We start from the raw sequence: 24,949 nt of genomic DNA, 5'->3' as shown, positions 1-24,949 counted from the left end.
CGACGATCCGGTGTCGAGCGCCGACACGACGCATGTTCCGTCTCAGCCAACCTGTCCTGGTCATGCCGATCCCCCCACTTGCCCCGTATGCAGGCACGACGGTGCTCCACACCTTGATCAAGATGCGGCTGCGCGGGCGACTATCGCAGAGCAGGCGAGCCGCCGGACAGTAATCAATTCCGACAACTCCGGACAATCAGAAGCCAAGGATTTGTAAAGCTTGCCGCTCGACTCGGACATGTCAGGTCATCCAGCCATCAATCAGCTCTGCCCCAGAAAGCGAAAAGCCTGTCCACTGAACGTTGATCGACATAACTGATCACGTCCGAACAGACCTGGGGGTACCTGACGGTGAGACCAACCCTGCGCAGAACAATGCTGAGCGCGGCGCTGGCTGCCGCGCTCAGCGCTCTGTCGCTGTCCGGCATGGTGGCAACCGCACATGCCGATACGGCAACTGAGGCTTCATCACCGCAGTTGCCACTAGACGAGGCACGGGCCTCGAGCAAAGCGCAGTCCTCCGGCAAGGAGGTAGCCGTGGCGGCGGCGACCACGCCGACGGAGTCGGAAGTGGCCAATCCGGACGGCACCTTCACCTTGACCCAGTCGGTGGCGCCGGTACGCAAGTACGCTTCTGGCGCCTGGAAACCGTTGAATGCCACGCTCTCCCTGCGCTCCGACGGCACCATCTCCCCGGCGCTCACCACCACGGACCTGGCGCTGTCCGGGGGCGGGGACGGGCCGCTGGCAGTAATGAAGGACCACAGCCGGTCTCTCTCCCTAACTGCTCCGGCCTCGCTCGGCACGCTGCCTGCCCCCACCCTGGACGGCTCCAGCGCCACCTACGCTGATGTCCTGGACGGGGTAGACCTGAAGGTCACCGCCGACGCCCAAGGCGGCTTCGCCGAGGTCCTCGTCGTCAAGAACGCCGAAGCAGCCGCCAACCCGGCTCTGGCTACGCTTGAGTTCCCCGCCAGCACGAAGAACGTGGCGCTCACCGTCGACGCAGCGGGCAATATCGCGGCCCGGGACGCCACACATCGCGCAGTATTTTCCGCGCCGGCCCCCACGATGTGGGACTCCGCCACCACCATGGCTGCCGCCCCAAGTTCGCTGTCCGCCAACAGGTCGGCCACCTCGGACACCGACGAACCGGCCGCGGGCGCGCACATCGCGCCGGTCGCCGCCTCCTACGCCTCAGGGAACATCCGACTGACTCCTGACGCGAGCCTGCTGTCTGCCTCCTCCACGGTGTATCCCGTCTACATCGACCCCACCTACAGTGCCGCGGGCGGCACGGTGAGCAGCTGGACCTGGGTCAACTCCGCTGCTCCGAATACCAGTTTCTGGAAGGACACCAGCGCTACCGGCATGCACGTGGGCTACCAGGGCTGGGAGACCCCATACCACGATTCACGGGCGTACGCGAAGTTCACCGTGGACAGCCGGCTCTTCGGAGCGACGGTCATCGACTCCCACTTTTACGCCACGGAAACCTACGCTCCCTCGTGCACGGCGACCGAGGTACAGCTGTGGCGGACCGGCCCGATCAGCTCCACCACCACTTGGGCCAACAAGCCGGCCCGAACCGCCCAGTGGGGCACGAAAACCGTGGCCTACGGCTACGACCCTTCCTGCCCGGCGCAGTCCCTCGGCTTCGACGTCACCTCCCACATGCAAGACGTGGCCGACGCTGCGAGTTTGAGCAGCCTGACGCTGGGTCTGCAGGCCCCCGACGACGAGGAGTCGAACAACAAATACAGCTGGAAGAAGTTCGACCACGCCACCCTCTCAATGTCCACCACATACAACCACCGACCCAACAAGCCCTCGACGCTGGTCACTTCGCCAGCCACCACCTGCACCAGCACCGTCAAGACCATCGGTGACGGCGACGTGACCCTCTATGCGAAGGTCTCCGACCCCGACGGCGGAACCCTGTCCACCACCTTCAACGTCACCAAGACCAGCGGCGGCGGGCAGATCGCCAAGCCCACCGTGTCCACCGTATCGGGGAAGAACGCCGTCTATATCCTGAAGAAGACCGTGCTAGAGGCCGCGGCCGGAGGCTCGCCACTGGGCGTCACGTGGAACGTCACCTCCTCCGACGGCACCTCTACCTCACCCGTATCAGCGACCTGCAAGTTTCAGTTCGATGCCAGCCGACCAGGCTCCCCGGCCATCACCGACGCCTCCGCATACGAGTGTGGTGACGACGCCAGCCCGGCCTCCTACCAGGTCGGCATCCCTGCCAGCTTCACCGTGGCGCCCAACGCCACCGGCGGGACCACCGCCAGCTACCTCTACCAACTGAACGGCACCACCCCAGTCTCCCTGGCCAGCACCGGATCCAGCACAGCTGTCAGCATCACCCCCACCCGGGGCACCAACGTGCTGACCGTCACGGCGGTCTCAGCCGGCGGCAACATCGGCGACACCGCAAACTGCATCCTCATCGCCTCCCCCGCGGCCACCGCCATCGACGGCGACCTGACCGGCGACGGCACCCCCGACCTCACCGCGGTGGGCGCTCAGGCAGGTCTGTCCAGCGGACTGTGGCTGGCCCACGGCACGACCGATGGACAGCTCACCACCAGCGCCACCAACCTGGGCACGCAAGGCACCGGCGCCAACTCCGCAGGCTCGTCGGCGGACTGGAACGGCACCCAGGCCATCGCCGGACACTTCAACAGTGGCGCCGGCTTCAACGACGTCTTGGACTACAACCCCACCACCGGCAGCGGCTCAGTACTGTTCGGCGGCGGCAACGGCTCAGCGCTACGCCCCTACAGCGGCGACCAGGTCAACGTCAATTACACCGCTTTCACGGATGGCACCGGGAACAAAGCCGCCAGCATCGCCAGCGGCGGCAACCTCTACCACACCCTCAATGAAGAGGACTCCACCGGCCGTCCCGATCTGCTGCTGATCGTGGGTGGACAACTTTATGACGAACCGGCCACCACCTTCCCTGGTGGCTTCGTCGGCGTTGACAATGCAGTGGCCCTGGGGGGCGCGAACCCCACAGGCACTGGTGACTGGACTGGCTGGAGCGTCACCAGCAGCCTCATCGACGGGCTGCCCGCGCTCTTCGCCCGTCACAACAGCTCCGGCGCGCTGTACTACTACACCCCGCAGCAACTGCAAGACCTCGCGTTCGGTAACCCGGTCACCCCTGTGCAGGTCGCGGGCAGCGGCTACAGCTCAGCCACCCTGCCGATCCTGCAAGCCGCCGACCTGAACGGTGACGGCACCCCGGACCTGCGGACCGTCTCCTCCAACGGCGCGAGCACCGCACGGATCTTCAACGCCGCCGCCGGAACCCTCACCGCGCAGACGGCGCAGACACTGATCGCCCCCGGCCATGCCTGGCCGCTCGGCGACGGCACCGAGGGCAGCGCGGCCAGTGCCGCGGACACCTCCGCCGGCCTGAACCTCACCGGCAGCGGCACGGGTGCCACCTGGGACACCGACGACGACGTCTTCTCCCCCAACCTGGCCCTGGACGGCACCGCCACCGGCGCGATGACGTCGAACGCGGCGCTGTCTCTGTCGAGTTCCCTGACCGTGTCGGCGTGGGTCAAACCTGCGGCCGTGGGCGGGGTCATCGCCTCCCAGGACGGCGTGCACAACTCCGGGTTCCTGCTCTACCCGCAGTCGAACAAGCAGTGGGCGTTCTGTCTGGCCACCGGGGACGCCACCCGCGGCTACGACTGCATCGCGGGCGGCAGCGCCATCATCGGCCAATGGACCCGCATCACGGCCTCCTACGATGTGACGTCTAAGGCTATGACGCTGTACATGGACGATCGTCCGGTGGCCCGTGGCTCCCATACCGCGATCGCCGGTTTCACCGGCAAGTTCACCCTGGGTAACAGCCTGAGCGTCGATGCGCGTGCCTCGTTCTTCAAGGGCAACCTCTCCGACGTGCAGGTGTGGAACGGGGCGGCGCTGAGCGCCACCCAGGTCGGCACCATGGGCAACATCACCACGGCCAGCGCGCCGTACACGTTCGCCGGTGTCGGCGACTACACCAGCGATGGCAAGGTCGACCTGGTCGCCGCGGACGCGGGTGGCAGTCTGTGGCTCTACCCCGGCAACGGGGGCGGCGGCTGGTCCACCTCTGCGCTGTACATCGGCTCCGGCGTCAACGGCTACGCCTTCGCCGGGATGGGCGACTTCAACAAGGACAACATTCCCGACCTCGTCGGCCGCACTCCCTCCGGTGTCCTGCGGCTGTTCCCTGGTGATGCCGGGCATGACCTGCTCACCCCCGTCAGCAACTTCGCCAGCGGCTGGAGCGGCTACACCTTCGCCGGTACCCCGGACTTCAACCGCGACAGCAAGCCCGACCTGGTCGCCCGGCACCCCGACGGCAGCCTGAAGCTGTTCCCCGGCACCGGGACCGGCGCCTCCCTGGGATCGGTTGTGCAGCTGGGCACCGCCGACTGGACCGGCTACGCCTTCGCCGGCGTCGCCGACCTCAACGCCGACACCTACCCCGACGTCATCGTCCGAGACGACGCCACCGGCATCCTGTGGCTCTACCCCGGCAACGGCAGCACCGGCCTCGGCACCCGCTCCCAGCTGGGCACGGGCTGGAACGGCTACACCTTCGCCGGTATCGGCGACTTCAACGGTGACGGCAACCCCGACGTCATCGTCCGCGACGACGCCACCCGCATCCTGTGGCTCTACCCCCGTACCGCCACCGCCTTCAGCACCCGCCAGCAGATCGGCAGCGGCTGGTAAGCGAGTCCGCGTTTGTCTCCGGGGCCGCCCAGCGCTGCACACCAGCGCCCTCGCGGCGGCCCCGGAGCTCCCCGCGCCTTCGGTAATCCCCCCTTCTCTCATGGGAGTTGTACGTGTCAGATCAACGACGCACCGACGTCGGCCGCCGCCAGTTCATACGCCTCACCGGCGGCAGCGCGCTCGGCGCGCTCGCCGTAGGAGGCAGCGCAACGGCCGCGTCTGCCGACATCCTCGCCGCCCCCACGCCGAGTCCGTCTCCTGGGATCCCCATGTCCCAGGTGCTCAGCCTGCCGCGCACCCCTGCACCGACGACCACGCTGGGTCCCGCGCCGGAGCAGATCACCAGCGGCACGATCACGCCCCCGAACAGACGGATCCCCTACACCGGTGGCACCGTCGACCCGCAGACGGCCGCGGACGACGTGCCCACTACGCTGCCGTTCGAGTTCGCCACCGCCGGCTACACCATCGTCGACGTCCCCGAGGAGCTGCGCCCGTGGCGCAACCGGCCGGTCGCCAAGGGCGACACCGGCGCCTACGTGGACGCCCAGGGCGTCCGCATGTTCTACAACGACCCCGACGTCTTCATCAACGGCGACGGCAAGCTCTACGACCAACCCGTCACGCAGATCCAGTACGGCCTGGGCTGCCTCGCCTCCTACCGCACCACCGGTGACACGTGGTTCCTCACCCGTGCCAAGGCTCACGCCCAGCGCCAGATCGACCGGCGGGTCGAGACCCGCGGCGCGTGGTACTTCCCCTACCCCTTCAACTACACCCACAACGAGCACGGCGGGCTCGTCTACACCGCTCCCTGGTACTCCGGCATGGCCCAGGGCGAGGCGATATCCCTGTTCATCCAGCTCGCCCAGCTCCCCGACGCCGACGTCACCGAGGAAGAACGCACCCAGTACCTGGCCGCGGCCGACGGCGCGTTCGCCTCACTGCTGCGCGCCGACGACGCCAAACCGTGGGTGGTCAACAAGGACAGCGCGGGCTATTTCTGGATCCAGGAATACCCCATCGACGCGCCGGGCACGTCGGACTACACCTTCAACGGCATGATCTTCGCCCTGTTCGGTGTGTGGGACTACTACCAGCACACCCACAACGAGCTCGCGCTCAAGCTGTGGGACGGCGGCCTGACCACGATCGCCAACTACTACCCGCGGCTGCGCAACACCCGCTGGCTCTCCTTCTACTGCAACACCCACCGCATCGCCCCGCTCTCCTACCACCACCATCACCTCGACCTGTTCATGCAGCTGCAGTGGTTCTCCGGCCACTACTCCTTCGCCCGCGACATGGACCAGCTACTGGACGACTACCCCTACCCCGGCCTGGTCTCCACCGACCTGCCCAGCGGCGGCACCGTCGCCTTCGCCGCCGGCACCTACACCCTCTACCAGTACGCCACCACCGCCACCGGCGCCTACGACCCCGCCAAGGACGACGCCCAGACCGCCACCCAGCAGGTCACCTTCACCCGCGACACCTCCGCCCCCGCCACCATGCGGCGCCGCATCCACGGCCGCGGCGTCTACTACCGCATCAGCGCCGGCGCCTATGCCGGCTGGTGGGTCGGCGAGAACTACACCACCGCCTTCCTGCGCGGCCAGTGGTGGACCAAGACCTACCTCCCCGCCCGCACCCTCACCTTCCCCGCCAACACCCCCGTCGACGTCTACAAATACGGCACCGACGGCGCCGTCGGCACCACCAAGACAGTCCAGTGGGACCACACCTCCAACGCCCCCTTCGACCAGCGCGCCGTCATCAACGGCCGCAACATGCTCCGCATCAGCGCCGGCACACTCACCGGCTACTGGGTCTGGCACAACAACGTCACCACCGACGGCCTGTGACGGCGCCCGCTTCCCAGCACAGCTGCGGTTCCCCTCTTGCGATCCCACACGATGCCTGCCGCCACCATGGCAGCACCAACCATAGGGGCGATCGTCCCGGCTTCCGACATCAGTTCGACAGCTGCGTCGTTGGTCAACGTCAGTTGCATCATCAGCAGGAAGAAGACGATCCCGACGGACCAGACGAACGGTGACTGGAGGCGAGGACGCGCAGGTCGGTGGCGAAGTGTTCGGCCGGGTAAAGGCGCATACGGGGTATGTGCGTCCCACGGGCCCACAGAGAGCGGCTGGAGGACGGCACCGAAGTGCGCCTGGGGGTCAGCAATATGCGCAGTCGGCGGGCGTCGTTGCCGGATGCGCAGCGCCAGCAGTTGGCAGATCTCGGCCTGTTCGACTGAGGTTCGGCTGTTTCGCGGTCGGCGCGCAGTTCGTTGATGTGCTGTTCGGGGGCAGGAGCTGCCTGCGGCTTTGACGTTGCTGGGTTCGGTGCAGCCGCCGTAGGGGACGGCGGCGGAGCGCAGTTCGTAGGCGGTGTCGGAGCTGGGGCTGTGATGTGGCTGACGGGAATCGGGAAGCCGACGGGGTCGGGGCGATGTCCGCTGCGACACATGCCTGCAGGGCCGCCGTCCGTCCCACGTGGGACGGACGGCGGCCCTGCAGGCTGCGCTCACACGGCGGAGCAACGCTTCGGTGCACCTGCGCCGGGACACGTCAGCTCACGCACCGCTTCCCGCACTTGGTGATGCCGTCGCTCTCGCCACAGGCACCTGCGGCGAAGCAACGGTCGAGCGCCCCTTCTGCGATGGCGTGGGAGCACACCGCGTGCGAGCAGCGATCCGGTCAGCCCGCCCAGCGGGAGTCGAGCGCGATGGTCTGCAGGCGGTCGAGCGTGAGCGGGGGCTTCGGCCGCGTCACCGGGCCGCCCTCGGCGTAGGAGTTCACTTCCTGGACGATGACCCGGCGGCCGTCGGGGTGGAGGGTGTCGACCAGCCACACCACGGCGGAGCCGCCCTTCTCCGATGCCCGCTTGGCCCGCTTCACCTGGGTGCCGTCGGCCAGGGTCAGGGCCTGGCACGCGATGTACTCGCCCTCGCAGCCCATGAGCCCGTCCATGACGTCGCCCATGTCGTGCTGGGCATTCACCCCGATCATGCTCTTTCCGCGGCCGTCGTCCCAGACCAGGGCGGCGTAGCCTTCCTGGCTCTGCTCGTCGGAGATCTTCGCGCCCTTGGGCAGCAGGGACTTCAGCACCCGGACCATCTGGCGGCCGGACAGCGGCGCGCCCGAGTCGGACAGCGCGGTGGACGGGGCAGAAGCACTGACCGGGGCGCCGGCGGTGTGCGGAGCGGCGGAGGCCTGCGCCGCCGCACCGAGCCCGAGGGCCAGGACGAGGCCGGCGGCGACGGCCACGCGGCGGGCCGGACGACGGCGTGCGGGAGTGTTCCTGTTCATGTGGTGGCTTCCTTCTCAGGTTCAGAGCGAAGGTGTTTCCTGCGTCGTGGGGCGGCGGGTGGTGCAAGGCGCCGCACGCCGCCCGGGCACAGGGGTGTCCCGGTGCACAAGCGCAGGGCGGTGGTCGTCGTGCCGGGCGGTCGTGCCGCCTCGGCCGGTGCGACATCCACAGATTCCAGGACGCCGCGGACCCCCGGCAACAGCTGCCCCCGTACCCGGGACAGCGGGACCGTCCCACCTGCATTGACCTGCGCGAACAAGGAGGCCTGGGATGCCGTTCCGGGACGCGGGACGACCCGCGCCGTACCGGCCGGCCATCGGATGCGGCCGGCGTCGCCCGTCAGCCGCCGGTTTCCGCGCCGTCGGCGGCGGTCCCAAGGGCTCTGACTGATTACGCGCGTTTCACTTGACCACCCCGGGGGGTTGCTGGCTGCCCCAAAGCTGCTCAGCATGCCTTTCGTCGCTGCGGCCGACATCCACCACGTCACGAGTCGGAGGCGTCGCCCCACCTCCCCCGTGTTACGGATTTGGGGACAACCAGATCAAGGGCAGGGTGACGGTCGCAGGAACTGGTGTGCCAACAGCAACGAGAAGCCCATCGGGAGCTGGGCCCCTCGCCTCATTGAAGGACACCGTGCCGCCGGAGAACACGGCGCCGCCGAAAGGCTCCCTGCCGCGGGAAAACTCCGCGCTGTGGAAGGACACCTCGCCGCCAGAGAACACCGCGTGACGGAACAACTCCCTTCCGCCGTGAAACACCGCGTGGCTGAAGGACACCGCGCCGCCGGAGAACACCGCACCGCCGAAAGACTCCCTGCCGTGGGAAAACTCCGCGCTGTGGAAGGACACCTCGCCGCCAGAGAACACCGCGCCGCCGAAGGACACCTTGATGCCGCCGAAGGGCCTTTTGTCGCAAGAGAAGACTGCGTCGGCGAAGGACACCGTGCCAGCGGAGAACACCGCGTCGCTGAAGGACATCTCGCCGTCCCAGCACTTCGCGCCCCTGAAGGACACCGCGCCAGCGGAGAACTCCGCCCTGTTGAAGGACACCGCGCTGCCGCAGAACGCCGCCCTGTCGAAGGACACCGCGCCGCCCTTGAACACCGCTCCGTCGAAGGACACCGCGCCGTCGTTGAACACCGCTCCGTCGAAGGACACCGCGCCGCCGCTGAACACCGCTCCGTCGAAGGACACCGTGCCGCCCGCGAGCGTCGCGCCATTGAAGTTCAAGTCGCCGTCGACGGTGACGCCCGTGAGGTCGAGGTCGCAGCCCTGCCATGAGTGCTGGGTTTCCTGAGGGCGTCGGTAGTGGTCGCCGATAAGGCGCAGGATGGTGTGGCGGACCTTGCGGAGGGCGAGGTAGCGGTGGTGTTCCTCTTGGTGGGCGGGGTCGGCGCCGGGGTCAGGGATGCGGCGGCAGCGGCCCGGCCACCCTGCACAAGATCCTGGCCTTCGACGGCCTGGACTCGGCACTGGCCACCGCGGTCACCGCACTGCGCGAGCACGGTGCACGACAGGCGTACGCCGCGCTCCAGGGGCAGGTTCCCGGGCTCGGGCCAGCCTGCTTCACCAAGTTCCTCTACTTCACCGGCATCGCGCTGCCGCCCGTCCACGGCGTGCGGCCGCTCATCCTCGATCGGGTGCTGTCCAGACGCCTGAGGTGGATGGCCGCCGCGGTCGGCCGCGAGAGCGGCCACGATGTGGACGGCTCGGTCGCCGCCTGGGTCTGGTCGGACGGGAACTGGTCGCCCCACCGCTACCAGGTCTACCTCTCCTTCATGCACGCCGCCGCCAACCAGCTGGCTGCAGATGAGGGTTGGCCATCCGGCGCATCACCTGACCTGCTCGAATGCGCATTGTTCAACGCTGCTTGGGAGGCATCCGGCTGACGTGCCACAGTTCCTGCCGGTACGACCTGGGGTGAGGTACAACGTGGCGCGCGGCTTCGTGTATCTGCACCGGATGCCGGGACTGCCCGTCGACAGCGCTGCAGGGTGGCGGTCGCATCCTCGGGCTCGGCGCCGGCCGCTCGCGGCTGTGGTGACCCCGGGAAGCCACGGGGCTGTCCGGGGGGCGCTGTGGCGATCACAGCAGCAGCCCGCCTGCCGCCTGCCGGCGGCCGGGCCGTCGGGCGCACGGACGGCTGCGCGGTGGTGCCGAGGCTGCAAAGCCGGGACCGGTGGCCCGGTGCCGGTCCCCCAGTCGGTGGGTGAGGTCCGGCCTAGGGCCTGTCGTCAAAGTGATCTTGGATTGTGGATCATGGTGAGGTGACACATCGCCATGAACTGTCCGATGCCGAATGGGATCTGATACACCCGCTGCTGCCCCGCCCCGCGCGGGGACGGCCACGATTGGACGACCGTATGGTCCTGAACGGGATCGTATGGAAGTTCCGGTCCGGGGTCGCCTGGCGGGACGTGCCCGAGCGGTACGGACCATGGGCCACGCTCCACACCCGTTTCCGCCGGTGGGCGGCGGACGGCACGTTCGATCGAATGCTTCGTGCCGCACAGGCGACGGTGGACGCGGCCGGAGACATCGAGTGGCTCGTGTCGGTTGACTCCACGATCGTTCGGGCTCACCAGCACGCCGCCGGGGCGCGAAAAAGGGGCTCCGCAGCACGGCACTCGGCCGGTCCCGGGGCGGCCTGACCAGCAAGATTCACCTTGCCTGCGACGCGGTCGGCCGCCCGCTCGCCTTCGGCCTGACGGGTGGGAACACCAACGACTGCACCCAGTTCACCGCCGTCATGGAGGCGATCCGAGTACCTCGGATGGGCCCGGGACGGCCACGGAGCCGGCCCGATCACGTCTTGGGCGACAAGGGCTACAGCTCGAAGGCCATCCGGACTTGGCTTAGGCTGCGGGGCGTCTGCCACACCATCCCGGAGCGGGCCGACCAGGTGCGCAACCGGCTACGGCGCGGCAGCCGCGGTGGACGGCCGCCGGCTTTCGACAAGCAGCTCTACAAGCGGCGCAACGTGGTGGAACGGTGCTTCAATCGCTTGAAGCAGTGGCGAGGGATCGCCACCCGCTATGACAAGACCGCTGAGTCCTACCGAGCAGCCGTCACCCTCGCGTCACTTCTGATGTGGGCGTGAGAGCTCTCCGGTGCAACGGTCCGTTCGAGAAAGGACTCCGGTCACGGACGCTGAGAACGGTTCTCGTTCGGTGCGCGGCAGCGATACCTCAACCAGTTTGCCGTCATAGATCATCCACAGGCCGAAGCAGTCGTCGTCCTCGTCGCGAACGAGGACTTGAACGGAGTGCGGATCCGGCCATGCCAGAGACTCCAGGTGGCTCAGCAACCCACCCCAATTGTGGCGGATGAACTGGATGACCCACGCGTAACACTCTTCGGACGGCATACGTGACCCGTCGAACATGCCGTCGTCCACACATGTGAAGCACTGATGCCAGGCCCGGCCCTCGTCGGGGCGAGTCAGGGGTTCCATGACCTCTTCAGCCCTTCGCGCCAGGACGATGACCTCTGTGTATCTACTCATCAACCCATGATGATCGTGGCCTTTCAGAGCGGGACCGAAAGCTGATCACATTTTGACGACAGGGCCTAGGGGAAGGCGCGGCATCGTACGAAGGCGGGGAGGGATGTTGTCCTTTCTCGGGCACGCATGGGGGCCGATGGGGTACACCGGCATCCACCGTTCCTCTACCGGTGGTAGAGGAACGCGGTAGAGTCGGGTTATGGCGGACGAGACGAGCATCAAGGTGAGCGCGGCGGCGCGGGACCGGCTGGCGCAGCTGGCCGCCGAGCACGGCACGACGATCCGGAACCTGGTGGAGGAGCTGGCGCAGGACACGCCGACCAGGGCCGAGTACGCCGAGCGTGCCGAGCTGGCCCGCGCGGAGCTCTCCTCCGCGCTGGGGCAGGCGCCCAGCGCGGAGGCCGAGGCGAAGGCCCGCGCGCTGCTGGAGCGCCTGGCCGGGGCGCAGCACGGCTCGCAGACGGCCGCGTAGTGGCGGCGATCTCGGTCGTTCTGGACCACACGACCGCCACGGCGCTGTATGACCCGAAGGATCCGTTCAACGAGGCGGTCGCCGCGTTCTACGTGCAGGCGTCCGGCGGGCTCGGGGATCTGTCCGCGCCGGTGCTGTCGCTGACGGCCGGTGACGCGGAGCGGCCCGGGCTGCTCAGCTATATCAAGGGGCTGCGGTTCATCCGGATCGAGGCGTTCGACACCGACGCCGCGGTCACCGCCACCGGACTGCTGCGGTTCGGGCACTCCTGGGCCGCCGTCCACGCCATCCACGCTTCCCGGCCCTCGGCCGCCCATCCGGCCGGGCGGTTTCTGCTCACGCTGACGCCCAAGGCGTACGCGGGCACCGGCGTGCAGGCCGTCCACCCCGGCCAGTAACCGCCCACGTCCTCCCCCCTTCGGGTTCCTCCCCCGCCTATGTGACCCGGGGCCCGGGCGGGAGCCTCTACCGTGGGGCGGGTGCCGAAGTCACGCCGCCGCAAGCCCGCTTCCCGGCGTCCCCGTCCGTCCGGCCGGCCGGGGGATCCGCGCCGAGCCGACCTCTCGCCGGTCGCGCGTGCGCAGGCCTTTGTCGGCGAGCTCATCAAGGCCGGGGACCCGTCCGATCCCCTGTTGGTGACGGCTGTGCCCGCCTGGTTCCTGGCCCTGCTGACCGCCGGGCAGGTCCCTGCCGAGCGGTGCGCGGACGACTGTGTGATCCTCGCGCACGCCTACGCCCAGCTGGGTCTCGCCTCCCAGGTGAGGGCTGCGGAACTGACCGTGGCCGATCGTGCCACCGGGCTGGGCCAGGTCTTCGGCACCCGACAGCCGTGCTGGCGCAACGGCCTGCTGGACGGACACACCGTGCTCTGGCTGCCGGACGCGGGCCACCTGGTCGACACCACCGCCGGGCAGTACCCTCCCGTCGCTGCCCTGCACCCGGGCCCGGTCGTCACCCGGCTCGCCTGCGACCCCGCGGACGACCGGAGGGACGGGTACGGACACGACGCCTTCACTGTGACCATCGAAGTCGCCTCCGCAGACCTGCACTACACGCTCGCGCCGCTCGCGGCGAGCAGCACGGTACTCGACCACCCGGTGATGACGCACGAGGCGGCCGGCCACCGGCGCCGGGGCGGCAACGTGGCCGCCCTCACCGTGTCCCTGCTCGCCGACCACCTACCTTCTGGACGCTCCCGGGACATTCCGCACCCGCGGGTAGCAGCCCTTGTGGACGCAGTCCGCTCATTGCCCCGGCATCAAACCCCCGACGGCGACTGGCGTTTTGAGGTCACCGGCCCCGACGGCACGCCGCTGGCACGTTCGCTGGCCGAGGTCCCCGTGCCGGACGGCACCCCTGCGGCCGCTGCCTGGCCCTGACCCCGGGCGCTCCCTACCGTGCCGGGCCGCTGCGCACACGCCCGCCGCCCTTCACCCACCAGCGGCGCGAGGAGCACCGGGCAAAACAAGACCCGTCACTACAACCCACCTTGCTCCCGAGGGCGGAGGGACCTGGAGCCGATAGGCCGTTGGGGATCACATACGGTCCCAGCAGGCTGCGGTCCACGGTGAACCGGCGACGGTTAAATATGAGTCCCTTCCAGTACCGAGGCCGGTAGCCGAGCACCCGCTCCTCGCGGTCCGCGCCCACCATCGCCACCCGGCGCACGATCATCCAGCGAGCGGCGCAGGGACCCAGGCGCCCGGTGCGGGAAAACCCGTCGCGCACCCGCTCGGTAGAGGCGGAATATCCTCAGGTATGCGGACAGCCCTCTCTCCTTACCCCGTTCCGGAGACCGAATACTTCGAGCGGGTCCTACGTCACGACCCGAACTCGCTGACGCAGTTGATCGCGGCCACCAGCGCCAGCCTCCCGCCCGTCCGCGACCTGACCGCCCAGGGCCTCAGCCTGTACGTGCCGTGGGCCCTGCTCGACGCGGCCTGGGTCTCTCTGGCTCGGGGCCGGGACGGCCGCCCCGGCGCGACCAGCTCGGACCTCCGTCAGGTCCTCGACCTGTACCTGGCTCTAGACGACCCGGTCACCCAGGAACCGGCAGGCATGAAGCGCTGGGAGGGGTATCTGCAGCGGACCATCCACCACCAGGGCCCGTGGCAGGAGGACGCCTACGCACAGCTGAGCCGCTCCATGGCTCTGCTGGATCAGACCCCCTACCCAGACGATGCGGACGACCCGCTGGAGGCGATCCTCCCGGGTTGGGACCACGACCTGCTCGGCTGCTCCCTGGCGGACTATCTCGGCATCGTCCACCTCGTCTGGGCCTGCGCCACCACCCACCCCAATCCGCGCCGCCGCGGCCGGTTCGCCCTGGACTGGTACCCCGCCGCGGAGTACGACCAGTTCGACGGGCTCCGCTCCCCCGCTCAGGTCAGGGCGGTGCTGAACCGGCACTTCGTCACCACCAAGAACAAGCTCCGCGCAGCCTTCCCCGCCGACAACGACCCGCTCCTGCGCCGCTACACCCACAACCCGCTCCGGTCCCGCCCGCTGGTCGGCGGTGTCCCGGGCGGCTACCTTGTCCCGGTGCCGGCCGCTGTACTGGGCAAGGCGACCCCTCTCGGCCTCTACTACACCGGGGGCGACAACAAATCGGAGTGGGGCAAGGCGTTCACCAACGACGTCGGCAGACTCTTCGAGCGTTACGTCGGCCGCCAGCTCGACCTGCTGCCCGACGCCGAGGTCCACCCCGAGATCCTGGTCAAGCTCTCCAAGAAGGACAAGAAGAAGACGATCGACTTCTTCGTCGTCTTCCCCGACCTGGTCCTGCTGGTCGAGGTGAAGTCGACCCGCCCGGGCGAGCAACTGCGGCTCGGCGGGCCGGACTTCACCACCCTCCTCGCCAAACAGTTCACGAAGGCGTTCGAGCAGATCAACCGGTCGGTGAACCTTCTGCGCTCCGGCAAGCACCCGGAGCTTGCCGACATCCCGGCCGACCGCCGGATGATCGGGATGGTGGTGACCGCAGAGCCGTTTCACCAGATCAACACCCCCGCGCACCGCGTGGCCATGCCCGACACCGACATCCCCGTGATGGTCACCTCCATCGCCGAGCTGGAGGACGCGGTCACCATCACCAGCACCAGCCTGGCCAAGCTCCTCTGCGCGGCCGATGACGCCGGTGTGGCGGACCTGCGCCAGCTGTTCCCCGAGTACGAGTTCCTGGAGCACAACGCCGTCCTGGAGCAGGGCTGGTCCGCAATCCCGTTCGCCCGGCCGCGAGCCCAGGACGCCGCTACCGCCGAGCCCGGCAACGGCCCCGAGCACCGAGCACCGAGCACCGAGCACCGAGCATGATCGGTCTCAGCGCCGAACGGATGTCCCGAAAGTGTTTCGACCGAACCACTTCCTGGACGCGGTGCCAAGGTGTTGAAGTCCGTCCCGAGAACGGTTCGACCGAACCGTTTCCGAAGTCGCACCTGCCTCACTTGCCTGACGTCGAGGCATCCGGTCTGACCTGCGCGCAGCGCCCTCTGACCCTAGATAACAGCAGGCCCGGCTGCGCACTGTGAACCAGCACACCGCACGGCGGTGACGGAACACGAAAGGTCTCTCCGGCACAGTGGCCGACGGCTGCGCCCAGCGGGACATCACCGACCAACGACACCCGAGTCCTCCCGCACACCAGGCGGGTGCCGGCGTTCTCCTGGACGACCTTGTCGGTCGAGAGCGCGGTGCCCTGCAGGTGTACGGCACGCCTCGCCGCCCGCTCGCCGACAGGTGAATGAGCACCGGGGCCGTTCGCCTGGTGGCGGTAGTCGCGCCACCAGGCGAGCCGGTGAGCGGACTCATGGGTAAAGACCGGCTGCCGGGCCAGACGGCCCCGGGCCCGTACGCCCGAGGCTCAGCGACCCGCTCCGTGCGCAGGGCCGTCAGTGCGGGGCAGGACAGCACGGCCGGGTGGGATGCGGGCGCTTCCCGGCGGGCCTGCTGCGTGTCTGTTCAGCCGGTCCGGGGCCAGTCAGCGGTACGGTCGGGTCCCGCTGGCCGCTGGTGCGCATCACGGGCGGTCTCCAGCAGGTCGCGCCAGGAGGTCACGGTCGGCCGCCGCCGCAGAAGGCTGCGCCTCTCCCGTTCTGTCATGCCTCCCCAGATGCCGTGCTCGATCCGGTTGTCGAGGGCGTGAGCCAGGCATTCCGTGCGCACGGGACAGCCGCCGCAGACAGCTTTCGCCCTGTTCTGGGCAGCGCCCTCGACGAAGAGCTCGTCGGGGTCGGCCGTGCGGCACTTCGCCCGCGTATCCCAGTCGTCCTCGCTCCAGTTCATGCCGGTGGGCCCCTCCCCTGTGTCGCTCCCCCTCCCGCGCACATGGGGGATGCGCCGACCGTACGCCACGCGCACAGGAGGGGAGACATCGCGCGACCGGACAACTCCTGCAAGTGATTTGCCTGTTGACGGGAGAGGAGGGGAGCGGTCCGCTACCTGCGCGGTACACGGCGTCTCGGGTGGTTGTCGGTGCCGGGTGGGACCATCGTCTGCGTGGGCATCGCGGGCGGGAGCAGTCGTGGCGGTTGAGTGGGAGCGGATCGGACAACCGGGATTCGACCGGATCGTCGAGGCCGTGGTGCACCGCGTGTACGACGCGGCCGCGCGGGTGGAGGCGGTCAACGGACGCGGCGGGGACAACGGGATCGACATCAAGGTCACCCGGGGTTCCCGGGTACGGGTGTTCCAGCTGAAGTACTACCCGGACGGTTTCCCGACCACGTCGCACAAGGGGCGGCGGGGGTCGATCAGGGAGTCGTTCGCGCGGGCCATGAGGGGTGCGCCGCAGGAGTGGGTGCTGGTGGTGCCGTGTGTGCTGACGCCAGCGGAGCGGGCGTTCGTGCTGTCGCTGGCGGACGGGCTGGCGGTCGAGGTGGAGGTGTGGGACCGGGCGAAGCTGGATGATCTGCTGGCGGTGCACGCGGACCTGGAGGCGTCGTTCACCCGGGACCAGCTGTTCGAGGCGGCGAAGGTGTACGGGCAGGAGCGGGCGCTGCTCATGGGCGGTGTGGACGATGTGAGCGCCCGGGTGCGGGCGCTGGGCGGTCAGGCCGACGGTCTGGACGACCACTGGACCATCGATTCCGCGCGGCAGGGCGACACGGTGGTGCACACGCTGCGGGGCAAGCATCCGCGGGCCCATGAGGTCTCGCCCGTCGTGTTCACGCTGACCGGGATCGGGCCCCTGGCGCCGGAGCAGTCCGAGGCGGTGCGGCGCAGCCTGGGGTACGGGCTGGACGAGAAGGTGGTGCTGCCGCGCGGGGCGGTGGAGAAGGTGACGGTCACCGGGCCGGAGTTCCTGGGCCGGGAGCTGGAGAACGCCGAGGTGCGGTGGGGTCCGGCGGAAGCGGGCCCGCTCGCCGGGGTGGAGGCCGACATGGTGTTCCTGGACGGCGATCAGATCACCGCCTCCTACCCCGGCACGCTGAAGCACCTGGGGCTCGGCAGCGTCGGCCGGTCGGTGCGGATGGAGCTGGCGGGCGGCCGGCTTCAGCTGCTGATACCTGAGAATCCGCAGGCCGCGCCGTCGTTGACGTTCTCGTTCTCGCTGGAGGGGCTGGAGCCGGCGGCCGCCCTGCGGGCGCTGCGCCTGCACCGGCGCATCGCGGCCGGCGGGACCTTCGAGGTGCGTACGGGCGCGGGCGCCGTCGGCGGCGGTGAGATCCCGCCCTCGCCCGAGGCCGAGTACCGCGACTTCCCACAGCTGCAGCTGTTCCTCGAGGATCTGGAGGTGGTGCAGCGCCACAGCGAGCAGTACTTCCCCGTCCCCGACGAACTCACCCACGAAGAGCGGATCGCCCTGCGCGTCGCGCGTCTCCTCGCCGACGGGCACTGCGTGATCTGCCCCTTCCTGCCGGAAGTGCGTCTCACCCTCAACGGCCGGGACACCCCCGCCACGCGCGCCCTGCTCGCTGGCGAGGTGCAGCCCCTGCACCTGCCGTGCGGGGCGTTCGCCGTGCAGATCGCCGGGCGGCGCCTGGAGCTCGGCCCGGTGTTCGTCTCCCACCCGGAGGCCGCCGTCGCAGCGGACAGCCGCGGGCCAGCTCTGGCCGCGCTCACCGCCGGACGCAGTGACGGCGTCGAGGTCGGTGTGCGGCCCGTCGGCGGCGGGCGGTTCCGGCTGGTACTGCAAAACTCCCCGAGCGGCTCCGGGATGACTCCCGTGCCGCTGGGACTGCCCGGCTACCGTGAACCACACTGACCCGTACGGCAGGAAGTGTGTCTCCTGCGCCTGCCCGCCGCGCTCTATCCTCCGCCGGGCCGCCGCCCCCCGGCCCCGCCCTGGCAGGCGGCGGCGCGGGATGGCTCCGAGTCCCTCTGCTGTGGCGTTTCTCCAGGTGAAATCCTGCACCCGCCCGGGTGAAGCCGTCTTCTCCGCCCTGCTGCTCCGGAGGGTCTGGCCGCTACAACTCGGGGTGTGATCAAGAAACTGCCCCGCGTCGCCGCCGTGCTCGCCCTCTCGGTGCTGCCCCTGACCGCCCCGGCCTCCGCTGCAACGACTGCCCAGCCATCACTTGCTGCCGTAGGTCCGGCTTTCGTGGCCTCGGCGCCTGCGGCCGCGCAGGATGTGCCGCTGTTCCAGGCCCTGGAGTGGATCGGCGAGGCTCCCGAGAGCCGGGACGGCTACAGCCGGGACCTGTTCAAACACTGGAACAAGGGCCTCAACCCCACCGACGGATGCGACACCCGCAAAGAGGTCATCCTGTCCGAGGCCAAACTCGCCCCTGAGACCGGAGCAAGGTGCGCGCTGTCAGGCGGACGCTGGTTCTCCGAATACGACCACGTGTGGGTGACCGCGGCGTCCTCACTCGATGTCGACCACATGGTGCCGCTGGCCGAGGCCTGGGACTCCGGGGCGTCGGCGTGGACGGCCGCCCGGCGCGAGGCGTACGCGAACGATCAGGGGGCCCCGGCGTCGCTGATCGCGGTCTCGGGCAGCTCCAACCGCTCCAAGAGCGACAAGGACCCCGCGGACTGGCTGCCCGTCGAGGGCTACCGGTGTGAGTACGGCGGGGCGTGGGTGGCGACCAAGCTGCGCTGGCAGTTGCCCGCCGACCCTGCCGAGCGCGACGCACTGACCCGCCTGGCGGAGGCCTGCCCTGACACCACGGTCAGCTACGAGCAGGTACCGCAGTGACCGTGGCCGGCGCATGACGCCGGGCGGCGTGCCCGCCCTTGGAGAGGGTGGGCACGCCGCCCGGGGTGTCAGGTCTGCCGAGCCGCCGCGCGGCTCCTGCGGGCCGGTGTGCGGGTCAGTGGCGGCCGCCGCGGCGGTGGCCCCAGGACTCGTCGTCGACGAAGCGGCCGTGGTCGTTGCGCAGGGTCGCGGTGTCGTGGTCGTTGTTCCACACGTAGGCGCGGCGGTCCTGGTAGAGGTCGGTGCGGGTGTCACGCCCCTCGCCGGTGTGGATCCGGACCGTGGCACGGCCCGCCAGACGGTAGTGGTCGAAGGTGTATGTGTGGCCGGACTCGTCCCTCAGGGTCCAGCCGTCCAGGTTGACCGCGTAGCGGGTGGTGTTCGTCAGCTCCACCCACTCCTTGTTCAGCGAGCGGTTGGTGCGGTCGTCGCGTCCCGGGGAGTCGTACTGCACGTCCGAGATCTCCACCTGCGGGTGGTGCGGGCGGGCGTGGTCGGCTGCGGTCGCGGGCAGCGCCGCCACGGAGACGAGGGCGCCGGCGGAGAGTGCGGCGGCGGCCAGACGGCGGGCGGTGACAGAAGCGGTCAAGGAGTCCCCCTGATGGTGCGAGCACCTTCCCAGAAGCGGCCGTCTCGGCCGCTTCGGAAAGTAGGTGCGGTGTGCGGGTGGCGGCCGGTCCGGCCGCGCACCCACACTCTGTCCAACCCGTGCGGCAGTTGGGGAGGAATCACGGCCTGTGTTACCTGTTGCCCGCATTCCTGTGACTCTTAAATGCATCATCCATTTATGCCTCGCATGCACAATGTTGACGCCCCGCCAGGTTGCGGGCCCCTGCGGGAATTGACCGCTCACCCGGGTGCGCCGCCCCGCCCCGGGCCGGGCGTCACCCGAAAGTGAGTAACAGCCCAGCCGCCGGCCGGCCGTGACGCCGGCGCTCCGGCGCCGGTTGAGCCATACCAGGACGGGCATGCGCGGGAGGGAAACAATGGCCGCCGACGACAAGACCCTCGACCTGCTGAGGACCGTGGAGGCGCGCCGCCGTGGGGCGGAGCACGGCTGGGCGGTGGATGCGGTGCTGGCACCCGTGAAGCAGCGTGTGCTCAACCTCGCCGACCGCGGCCTCATCGAACTCGCCGACCGGGAGGAACGCGCAGCGCTCTGCGCATGGGAAGGCCGCCCCGTGAGGTGGGCGGCCCGCCTGGCACCCGACGGTCACGACCTCCTCCTCTACGCCGCCTCCCGCCCCCGGCACACCGCACCCACCGGCGGTCCCGGACCGGGACGCCGGCGGGTCGAGCTGTGCCTGTCCCAGATGGCCGCTCTGTGGCAGGCCGTCAGCCTCGGCGCGCGCCTGCGGCGGCCGCTCGCCGACGGCCTCACCGACGAGGTCCGCACCGCGTGCTGCGACCACCGTGTGAAGCGGTGGGTCCTGCACCTGACCGACGACCAGATCGCCTCCGTGGCATACGTGCTCTGGCTGCACAAGACAACCGGCTCCGCACTCGAAGCCAACCGCTTCGCGCGCGACACCGGCGTCACCCACCAGCCCGCCCCCGCGCAGCGCACGGCGATTCCCGCCTCCACACCGCTCCTGCACCGCCCGCCATCGGCCGTACCTGCCGATCACCTCCCCTGACGGGAGCGGCCGGGAGGCGTCGTTCGGTCGCCAGGTCCGGGCGGCGGGCGGCGAGTTCGGCGGCCAGGGTGCGCGGGGACGGGCGGCGCGGTGTCGGTGGCGGGTCTTCACGCCCCGCACCCCGTGCTCAGCGCTGCCCTCGCCTCACCGGCTACCTCCACCCGCCCAGCCGGTAGACGGCTGGCAGGCAGGCAGGCAGGTAGGGCGGTTCGGCACGGCTGCGACAGTGCGCAGCCGTCGGCCCGTTGTGCGCCCCGCAGTGCGGCGTCCTCAGGCGGCGCGGGAGGAGGTGTTGAGCCGTTTCCAGGGGCCGGTGTAGGCGGCGCCGCATCCGGTACAGCGGGCGAGGTAGAGGGCGGAGGCGGGGGTGTGGGCGGGTGAGGGCACGACCGGGTGGGCGGTGCCCTCGATGACGGTGGTCAGGGCGGGCCAGGCGGGCAGACAGACGCAGGCAGGCGGAGGGGGTCCGGGGTGGCTGCTCATGAGGGCTCAGGCGGGGCCGGGGGGCGGGCGCGGCGGCTGTCGGGTGTGCGGCCGATCCGGCCGGCGACGGTGTGGATCTCGCTGCTGGTGTAGGCGGTGCGGATGCCGGAGGGGGTCATGCCGCTGGCCCGGGCGAGGGGTTCGAGCTTGTAGGGGCGGTCTCCGTGGAACTCCCGTCCGTAGGCGAGGAGGTGGCGGATCTCGCGGTCGGCGGCCTCGCGGGCGGCGCGGGCGTTGCCGAGGGCGATCAGTAGGGGGTCTTCGTGCTGGTCGTCGTGCTGCGCTTCCAGGGCGAACGCGTAGTCGGCGCGGGCCTGTTCGGCCTCGGCGAGAGCGTCGGGGTAGAGCTCTTCCGGCGTGACGTCACCGGGCTGCGGCACAGGAACGTGGATGGCTGCAAGGTCACCGATCAAATCCATGATTACGACTATCGCAAAGAACTACGGCAAACGCAATACCGTTTCGGGGTCAGGGAGTTGACCATGCGGGAGTCGGCGCGGGCCGAGGCCGGGCCCGAACCGGCCCGGCCCGCAGAACGTCCCTACCAGCACCCGACAGACGCCCTTGGAGCCGCCGCACCATGAGCACGCCCTTACCGCCCTCCTATCCGCACTGCGGGCACGGCGCGGACCCGGCCACCGACCCGGTCGGCTGCCGCGGCATTCACGTCCCTGGCCACACCGCATGCCTGGCCCACCTCACCGACACCGACCGCACCGCCTACCTGACTGGCCTGGTCCCCAGCACCGACATTGACCACCGCGGCACTCCCTTCACCCCAGGTCTGCTGCAGGCTCTCCTCAACGCTCTCAACGACCCCTCCACCGACAGACCCCGCCTCGGCCCCGCCCGGTTCGACGGGGCGCAGTTCTCCGGCAACGCCCAGTTCGTCGGGGCGCACTTCTCCGGCGACGCCGGGTTCGACCGGGCGCACTTCTCCGGCCCTACCTGGTTCAACGGGGCGCAGTTCTCCGGCAACGCCCAGTTCGACGGGGCGCACTTCTCCGGCAACGCCCAGTTCGACGGGGCGCACTTCTCCGGCAACGCCCGGTTCGAAAGGGCGCAGTTCTCCGGCAACGCCCGGTTCGAAAGGGCGCAGTTCTCCGACCGCGCCGGGTTCATCGGGACGCAGTTCTCCGGCGACGCCGGGTTCAACCGGGCGCACTTCTCCGGCCACGTTGCGTTCGTCGGGGCGCACTTCTCCGGCGACGCCCGGTTCGACCGGGCGCACTTCTCCGGCGACGCCCGGTTCGACCGGGCGCACTTCTCCGGCAACGCCTGGTTCGCTAAGAGGTCCTAACAAAGCCGTTGGACGTGCCGGTGGGTGATGAGGCAGGTGGCGAGGCCGAGGAAGGCCTCGTGAATGTCGTCGCGCCGTTCCCAGCGGATGCGCAGGCGGCGGAAGCCGTGCAGCCAGGAGATGGTGCGTTCGACGACCCAGCGGAAGATGCCCAGGCCGGAGCCGTGCGGCTGGCCGCGTTCCGCGATCACTGGACGGATACCTCGCTGCCACAGCAGCCGCCGGTACTTGTCGTGGTCGTAGCCGCGGTCCGCGAAGAGCATGTCCGGCCGTCGACGTGGCCTGCCTACGACGCCGGCGACCGGTGGGATCTTGTCGAGCAGGGGCATCAGCTGGGTGACGTCGTTGCGGTTGCCGCCGGTCAGCGACACCGCGAGCGGGATGCCCTGGCCGTCGGTGATGACGTGGTGCTTGCTGCCCGGCCGTGCGCGGTCGACCGGGCTGGGACCGCTTTTGGGCCCCTGCGGGCCGCCCGCACGTGGGAGGAGTCGATCACCGCCCGCGACCAGTCCAGCTTGTTCGCGGCCCGCAGCTTCTTCAGCAGCACCAGGTGCAGCTCTTCCCAAACGCCGGCCTCGTTCCAGGCGGCCAGGCGCCGCCAGCAGGTCATGCCCGAGCCGAAGCCCAGCTCCTGGGGCAGGTACTCCCACTGGATGCCGGTGTGCAGCACGAACAGGATCCCGCACAGGGCCTGCCGGTCCGGTATCCGCGGCCGGCCCGCCACCAGCTTCGGCCCCGGCTTGGGCAGCAACGGCTCGATGAGCGACCACAGTTCGTCCGACACGATCCACGGCCGCGACTGACGTTTCCCCACGACCCGACCAACGAGCGGACAGGACGATGGTTACTTGATCAACAACTTCTGTTAGGGCCTCTAAGGCGCACTTCTCCGGCGACGCCGGGTTCGGCCAGGCGCACTTCTCCGGCGAAGCTTGGTTCGTCTGGGCGCACTTCTCCAGCGACGCCCGGTTCGGCGGGACGCAGTTCTCCGGCTACGCCTGGTTCGACAGAGCGCGGTTTGAGGGTGTGCCGGTGCTGGGGCCGTTGGTGTGCGCGGAACAAATGGCGTTGTCCGGAGCGGTGTTTGTGCTGCCGGTGACGCTGGAAATAGCCGCAAGGGCGGTGGTGTGTGAGCGGACGCAGTGGGAGTCGACAGTCACCGTGAGGGTGCGGTACGCGGCCGTGGACCTCAGTCACGCGGTCCTGAACGCTCCCGCCGCCGTCATCGCCCACAGCTCCCCCTTCCCCTATGCCGGCAGCGCCGTACGTGAGGACTTGCTGGCAGGACCTGGCCCTGGGCTGCGCAGCTCACGGGTGCGGGTCGTCTCGGTGCAGGGCGTGGATGCCGCGCACCTGGTGCTGACCGACACCGACCTGAGCGACTGCCTCTTCTCCGGGGCCTTCCACCTCGACCAGATCCGCCTTGAAGGCCGCACCACCTTCGCCGACGCACCCGCTGGCTGGCACCGCCGCGGCATCCGGCCGGTGCGCTTCACCCGCCGGCGTGTCCTCGCCGAGGAACACCACTGGCGCGCCCACAGCGCGGGCCAGCCTGCCTTGGCCGCGGGCGAAGACCCCGAGCCCCATCTGTGGCGTCCCGGACCGCACCACACCGACCCCGCCCGCACCCCGGACCCGGAGGACGTCGCCGCGCTGTACCGGCAGCTGCGCAAAGCGTTCGAGGACGGCAAGAACGAACCCGGCGCCGCCGATTTCTACTACGGCGAATGCGAGATGCGCCGCCACGACCACACCGGCACCACGAAGGGCGAACGCCGCCTGCTGTGGGGCTACTGGCTGCTGTCCGGCTACGGTTTGCGCGCCTCCCGCGCCTTCACCTGGCTCCTCGCCGCCATGTGCCTGACCGTCCTGCTCCTCATGAGCGTCGGCCTGCCCACTCACGATCCCGACCCCGCCACCACCGGCACCCTTCGCGGCAGCAAGATCAGCCTCAACACCAGCACCCCCGACCCCGCCCTGCACGGCGGATGGTCACAGCGCATGACCTGGGCCAGAGCCGAGAAGGCCACCCGCGTCGGCGTCAACTCAGTCGTCTTCCGCTCCAGCGGCCAGAACCTCACCAACGCCGGCACCTACATAGAGATGGCTTCCCGCCTCCTCGAACCCACCCTCCTCGCCCTCGGTCTCCTCGCCATCCGCGGCCGCATCAAACGCTGACACACCCCTCGACCTGGCTGTCCGGCGAACTGAAACACCCAACCGCTACCCCCAGCGCCGATACGCCCCCGAAGCCTCAGGAGCCCCGCAGCCGGTCGGCCGAACCGTCTCCAGATACGTCCCTCTACTTGCCTGCAACACAGCCCATGCTCCTGAGCTGCGCAGGA

Annotated in this window: 21 protein-coding genes; 13 read left to right on the top strand and 8 right to left on the bottom strand. The window is 69.6% G+C overall.

Annotated elements, in window-relative coordinates; translation table 11 throughout:
- The first annotated feature begins 537 nt into the window (after positions 1 to 537).
- Together OG736_RS46705 and OG736_RS46700 are read left to right on the top strand one after the other, a co-directional pair.
- Positions 538 to 4,752, top strand: coding sequence for an FG-GAP-like repeat-containing protein (locus OG736_RS46705; protein WP_327188248.1), 4,215 nt, complete (start codon positions 538 to 540; stop codon positions 4,750 to 4,752).
- A gap of 113 nt (positions 4,753 to 4,865) precedes the next feature.
- The gene (locus OG736_RS46700; protein ID WP_327188247.1) at positions 4,866 to 6,617 is read left to right on the top strand and encodes a D-glucuronyl C5-epimerase family protein; all 1,752 of its coding nucleotides are present in this window, start codon (positions 4,866 to 4,868) and stop codon (positions 6,615 to 6,617) included.
- An 840-nt stretch (positions 6,618 to 7,457) separates the two neighbouring features.
- On the opposite strand, the gene OG736_RS46695 is transcribed toward OG736_RS46700, so the two are convergent.
- Both OG736_RS46695 and OG736_RS46690 read right to left on the bottom strand, forming a co-directional pair.
- A complete protein-coding gene (locus tag OG736_RS46695) occupies positions 7,458 to 8,069 on the bottom strand; it encodes a hypothetical protein (RefSeq protein ID WP_327188246.1) in 612 nt (203 codons plus the stop codon).
- Positions 8,070 to 8,588: 519 nt separating this feature from the next.
- A complete protein-coding gene (locus OG736_RS46690) occupies positions 8,589 to 9,299 on the bottom strand; it encodes a hypothetical protein (protein ID WP_327188245.1) in 711 nt (236 codons plus the stop codon).
- 203 nt (positions 9,300 to 9,502) lie between these two features.
- Here OG736_RS46690 and OG736_RS46685 point away from each other — a divergent pair, with 203 nt between their 5' ends.
- Positions 9,503 to 9,958, top strand: a complete 456-nt coding sequence (locus tag OG736_RS46685) for an 8-oxoguanine DNA glycosylase OGG fold protein (protein WP_327188331.1) — start codon at positions 9,503 to 9,505, stop codon at positions 9,956 to 9,958.
- A gap of 378 nt (positions 9,959 to 10,336) precedes the next feature.
- Positions 10,337 to 11,169, top strand: a protein-coding gene (locus tag OG736_RS46680; RefSeq protein WP_442817234.1) for an IS5 family transposase whose coding sequence is annotated in 2 segments (ribosomal slippage) — positions 10,337 to 10,673 and positions 10,673 to 11,169 — 834 coding nt in all. Because the reading frame shifts where the segments join, the coding sequence is not laid out codon by codon here.
- On the opposite strand, the gene OG736_RS46675 is transcribed toward OG736_RS46680, so the two are convergent.
- Entirely contained in the window at positions 11,149 to 11,574 is a 426-nt protein-coding gene (locus OG736_RS46675; RefSeq protein WP_327188244.1) for a hypothetical protein, read from the bottom strand. The genes OG736_RS46680 and OG736_RS46675 overlap by 21 nt on opposite strands.
- A gap of 199 nt (positions 11,575 to 11,773) precedes the next feature.
- Between OG736_RS46675 and OG736_RS46670 the strand changes: the two genes are divergently transcribed.
- The 4 genes from OG736_RS46670 (at position 11,774) to OG736_RS46655 (ending at position 15,358) form a co-directional block, all read left to right on the top strand.
- A complete protein-coding gene (locus tag OG736_RS46670; protein ID WP_327188243.1) occupies positions 11,774 to 12,046 on the top strand; it encodes a hypothetical protein in 273 nt (90 codons plus the stop codon).
- Positions 12,046 to 12,444, top strand: a complete 399-nt coding sequence (locus OG736_RS46665) for a PIN domain-containing protein (protein ID WP_327188242.1) — start codon at positions 12,046 to 12,048, stop codon at positions 12,442 to 12,444. Before OG736_RS46670 ends, OG736_RS46665 begins: the two co-directional genes overlap by 1 nt.
- An 81-nt stretch (positions 12,445 to 12,525) precedes the next feature.
- A complete protein-coding gene (locus OG736_RS46660; RefSeq protein WP_327188241.1) occupies positions 12,526 to 13,425 on the top strand; it encodes a hypothetical protein in 900 nt (299 codons plus the stop codon).
- Positions 13,426 to 13,804: 379 nt separating this feature from the next.
- The gene (locus OG736_RS46655; RefSeq protein WP_327188240.1) at positions 13,805 to 15,358 is read left to right on the top strand and encodes a nuclease-related domain-containing protein; all 1,554 of its coding nucleotides are present in this window, start codon (positions 13,805 to 13,807) and stop codon (positions 15,356 to 15,358) included.
- A 645-nt stretch (positions 15,359 to 16,003) separates the two neighbouring features.
- On the opposite strand, the gene OG736_RS46650 is transcribed toward OG736_RS46655, so the two are convergent.
- Positions 16,004 to 16,327 carry a WhiB family transcriptional regulator gene (locus OG736_RS46650; protein WP_327188239.1) on the bottom strand — a complete coding sequence of 108 codons (324 nt, stop codon included), beginning with the start codon at positions 16,325 to 16,327 and terminating at the stop codon, positions 16,004 to 16,006.
- 238 nt (positions 16,328 to 16,565) lie between these two features.
- On the opposite strand from OG736_RS46650, the gene OG736_RS46645 reads away from it, so the two are divergent.
- On the top strand, positions 16,566 to 18,248 hold the full coding sequence (locus OG736_RS46645; RefSeq protein ID WP_327188238.1) for a hypothetical protein: 1,683 nt from the start codon (positions 16,566 to 16,568) through the stop codon (positions 18,246 to 18,248).
- Positions 18,249 to 18,464: 216 nt separating this feature from the next.
- Positions 18,465 to 19,184 (top strand): HNH endonuclease family protein, encoded by a 720-nt coding sequence (locus tag OG736_RS46640; protein WP_327188090.1) that lies wholly within the window; start codon positions 18,465 to 18,467, stop codon positions 19,182 to 19,184.
- A 115-nt stretch (positions 19,185 to 19,299) separates the two neighbouring features.
- On the opposite strand, the gene OG736_RS46635 is transcribed toward OG736_RS46640, so the two are convergent.
- Positions 19,300 to 19,773, bottom strand: coding sequence for a lamin tail domain-containing protein (locus OG736_RS46635; RefSeq protein ID WP_327188237.1), 474 nt, complete (start codon positions 19,771 to 19,773; stop codon positions 19,300 to 19,302).
- Between the two features lie 397 nt (positions 19,774 to 20,170).
- Between OG736_RS46635 and OG736_RS46630 the strand changes: the two genes are divergently transcribed.
- Entirely contained in the window at positions 20,171 to 20,821 is a 651-nt protein-coding gene (locus OG736_RS46630; protein ID WP_327188236.1) for a DUF6417 family protein, read from the top strand.
- Positions 20,822 to 21,091: 270 nt separating this feature from the next.
- Here the strand turns inward: OG736_RS46630 and OG736_RS46625 are convergent, their stop codons facing one another.
- On the bottom strand, positions 21,092 to 21,304 hold the full coding sequence (locus OG736_RS46625) for a hypothetical protein (protein ID WP_327188235.1): 213 nt from the start codon (positions 21,302 to 21,304) through the stop codon (positions 21,092 to 21,094).
- The gene (locus tag OG736_RS46620; protein WP_327188234.1) at positions 21,301 to 21,723 is read right to left on the bottom strand and encodes a hypothetical protein; all 423 of its coding nucleotides are present in this window, start codon (positions 21,721 to 21,723) and stop codon (positions 21,301 to 21,303) included. Before OG736_RS46620 ends, OG736_RS46625 begins: the two co-directional genes overlap by 4 nt.
- Positions 21,724 to 21,884: 161 nt before the next feature.
- On the opposite strand from OG736_RS46620, the gene OG736_RS46615 reads away from it, so the two are divergent.
- Positions 21,885 to 22,604: a pentapeptide repeat-containing protein gene (locus OG736_RS46615; protein WP_327188233.1), complete on the top strand. Its 720-nt coding sequence runs from the start codon at positions 21,885 to 21,887 to the stop codon at positions 22,602 to 22,604.
- On the opposite strand, the gene OG736_RS46610 is transcribed toward OG736_RS46615, so the two are convergent.
- Positions 22,601 to 23,418, bottom strand: a protein-coding gene (locus OG736_RS46610) for an IS5 family transposase (RefSeq protein WP_327188232.1) whose coding sequence is annotated in 2 segments (ribosomal slippage) — positions 22,601 to 23,067 and positions 23,067 to 23,418 — 819 coding nt in all. Because the reading frame shifts where the segments join, the coding sequence is not laid out codon by codon here. The two genes, OG736_RS46615 and OG736_RS46610, sit on opposite strands and share 4 nt — an antisense overlap.
- Before the next feature lie 248 nt (positions 23,419 to 23,666).
- Between OG736_RS46610 and OG736_RS46600 the strand changes: the two genes are divergently transcribed.
- On the top strand, positions 23,667 to 24,782 hold the full coding sequence (locus tag OG736_RS46600) for a hypothetical protein (RefSeq protein WP_327188231.1): 1,116 nt from the start codon (positions 23,667 to 23,669) through the stop codon (positions 24,780 to 24,782).
- Positions 24,783 to 24,949 lie beyond the last annotated feature (167 nt).

Origin of the sequence: Streptomyces sp. NBC_01334, from assembly GCF_035983595.1 — a bacterium.
Classification (GTDB): Bacteria; Actinomycetota; Actinomycetes; order Streptomycetales; family Streptomycetaceae; genus Streptomyces; species Streptomyces coriariae.
The sequence above is the reverse complement of the archived record's forward strand: the minus strand, read 5'-3'. Positions and strand labels throughout refer to the sequence as shown.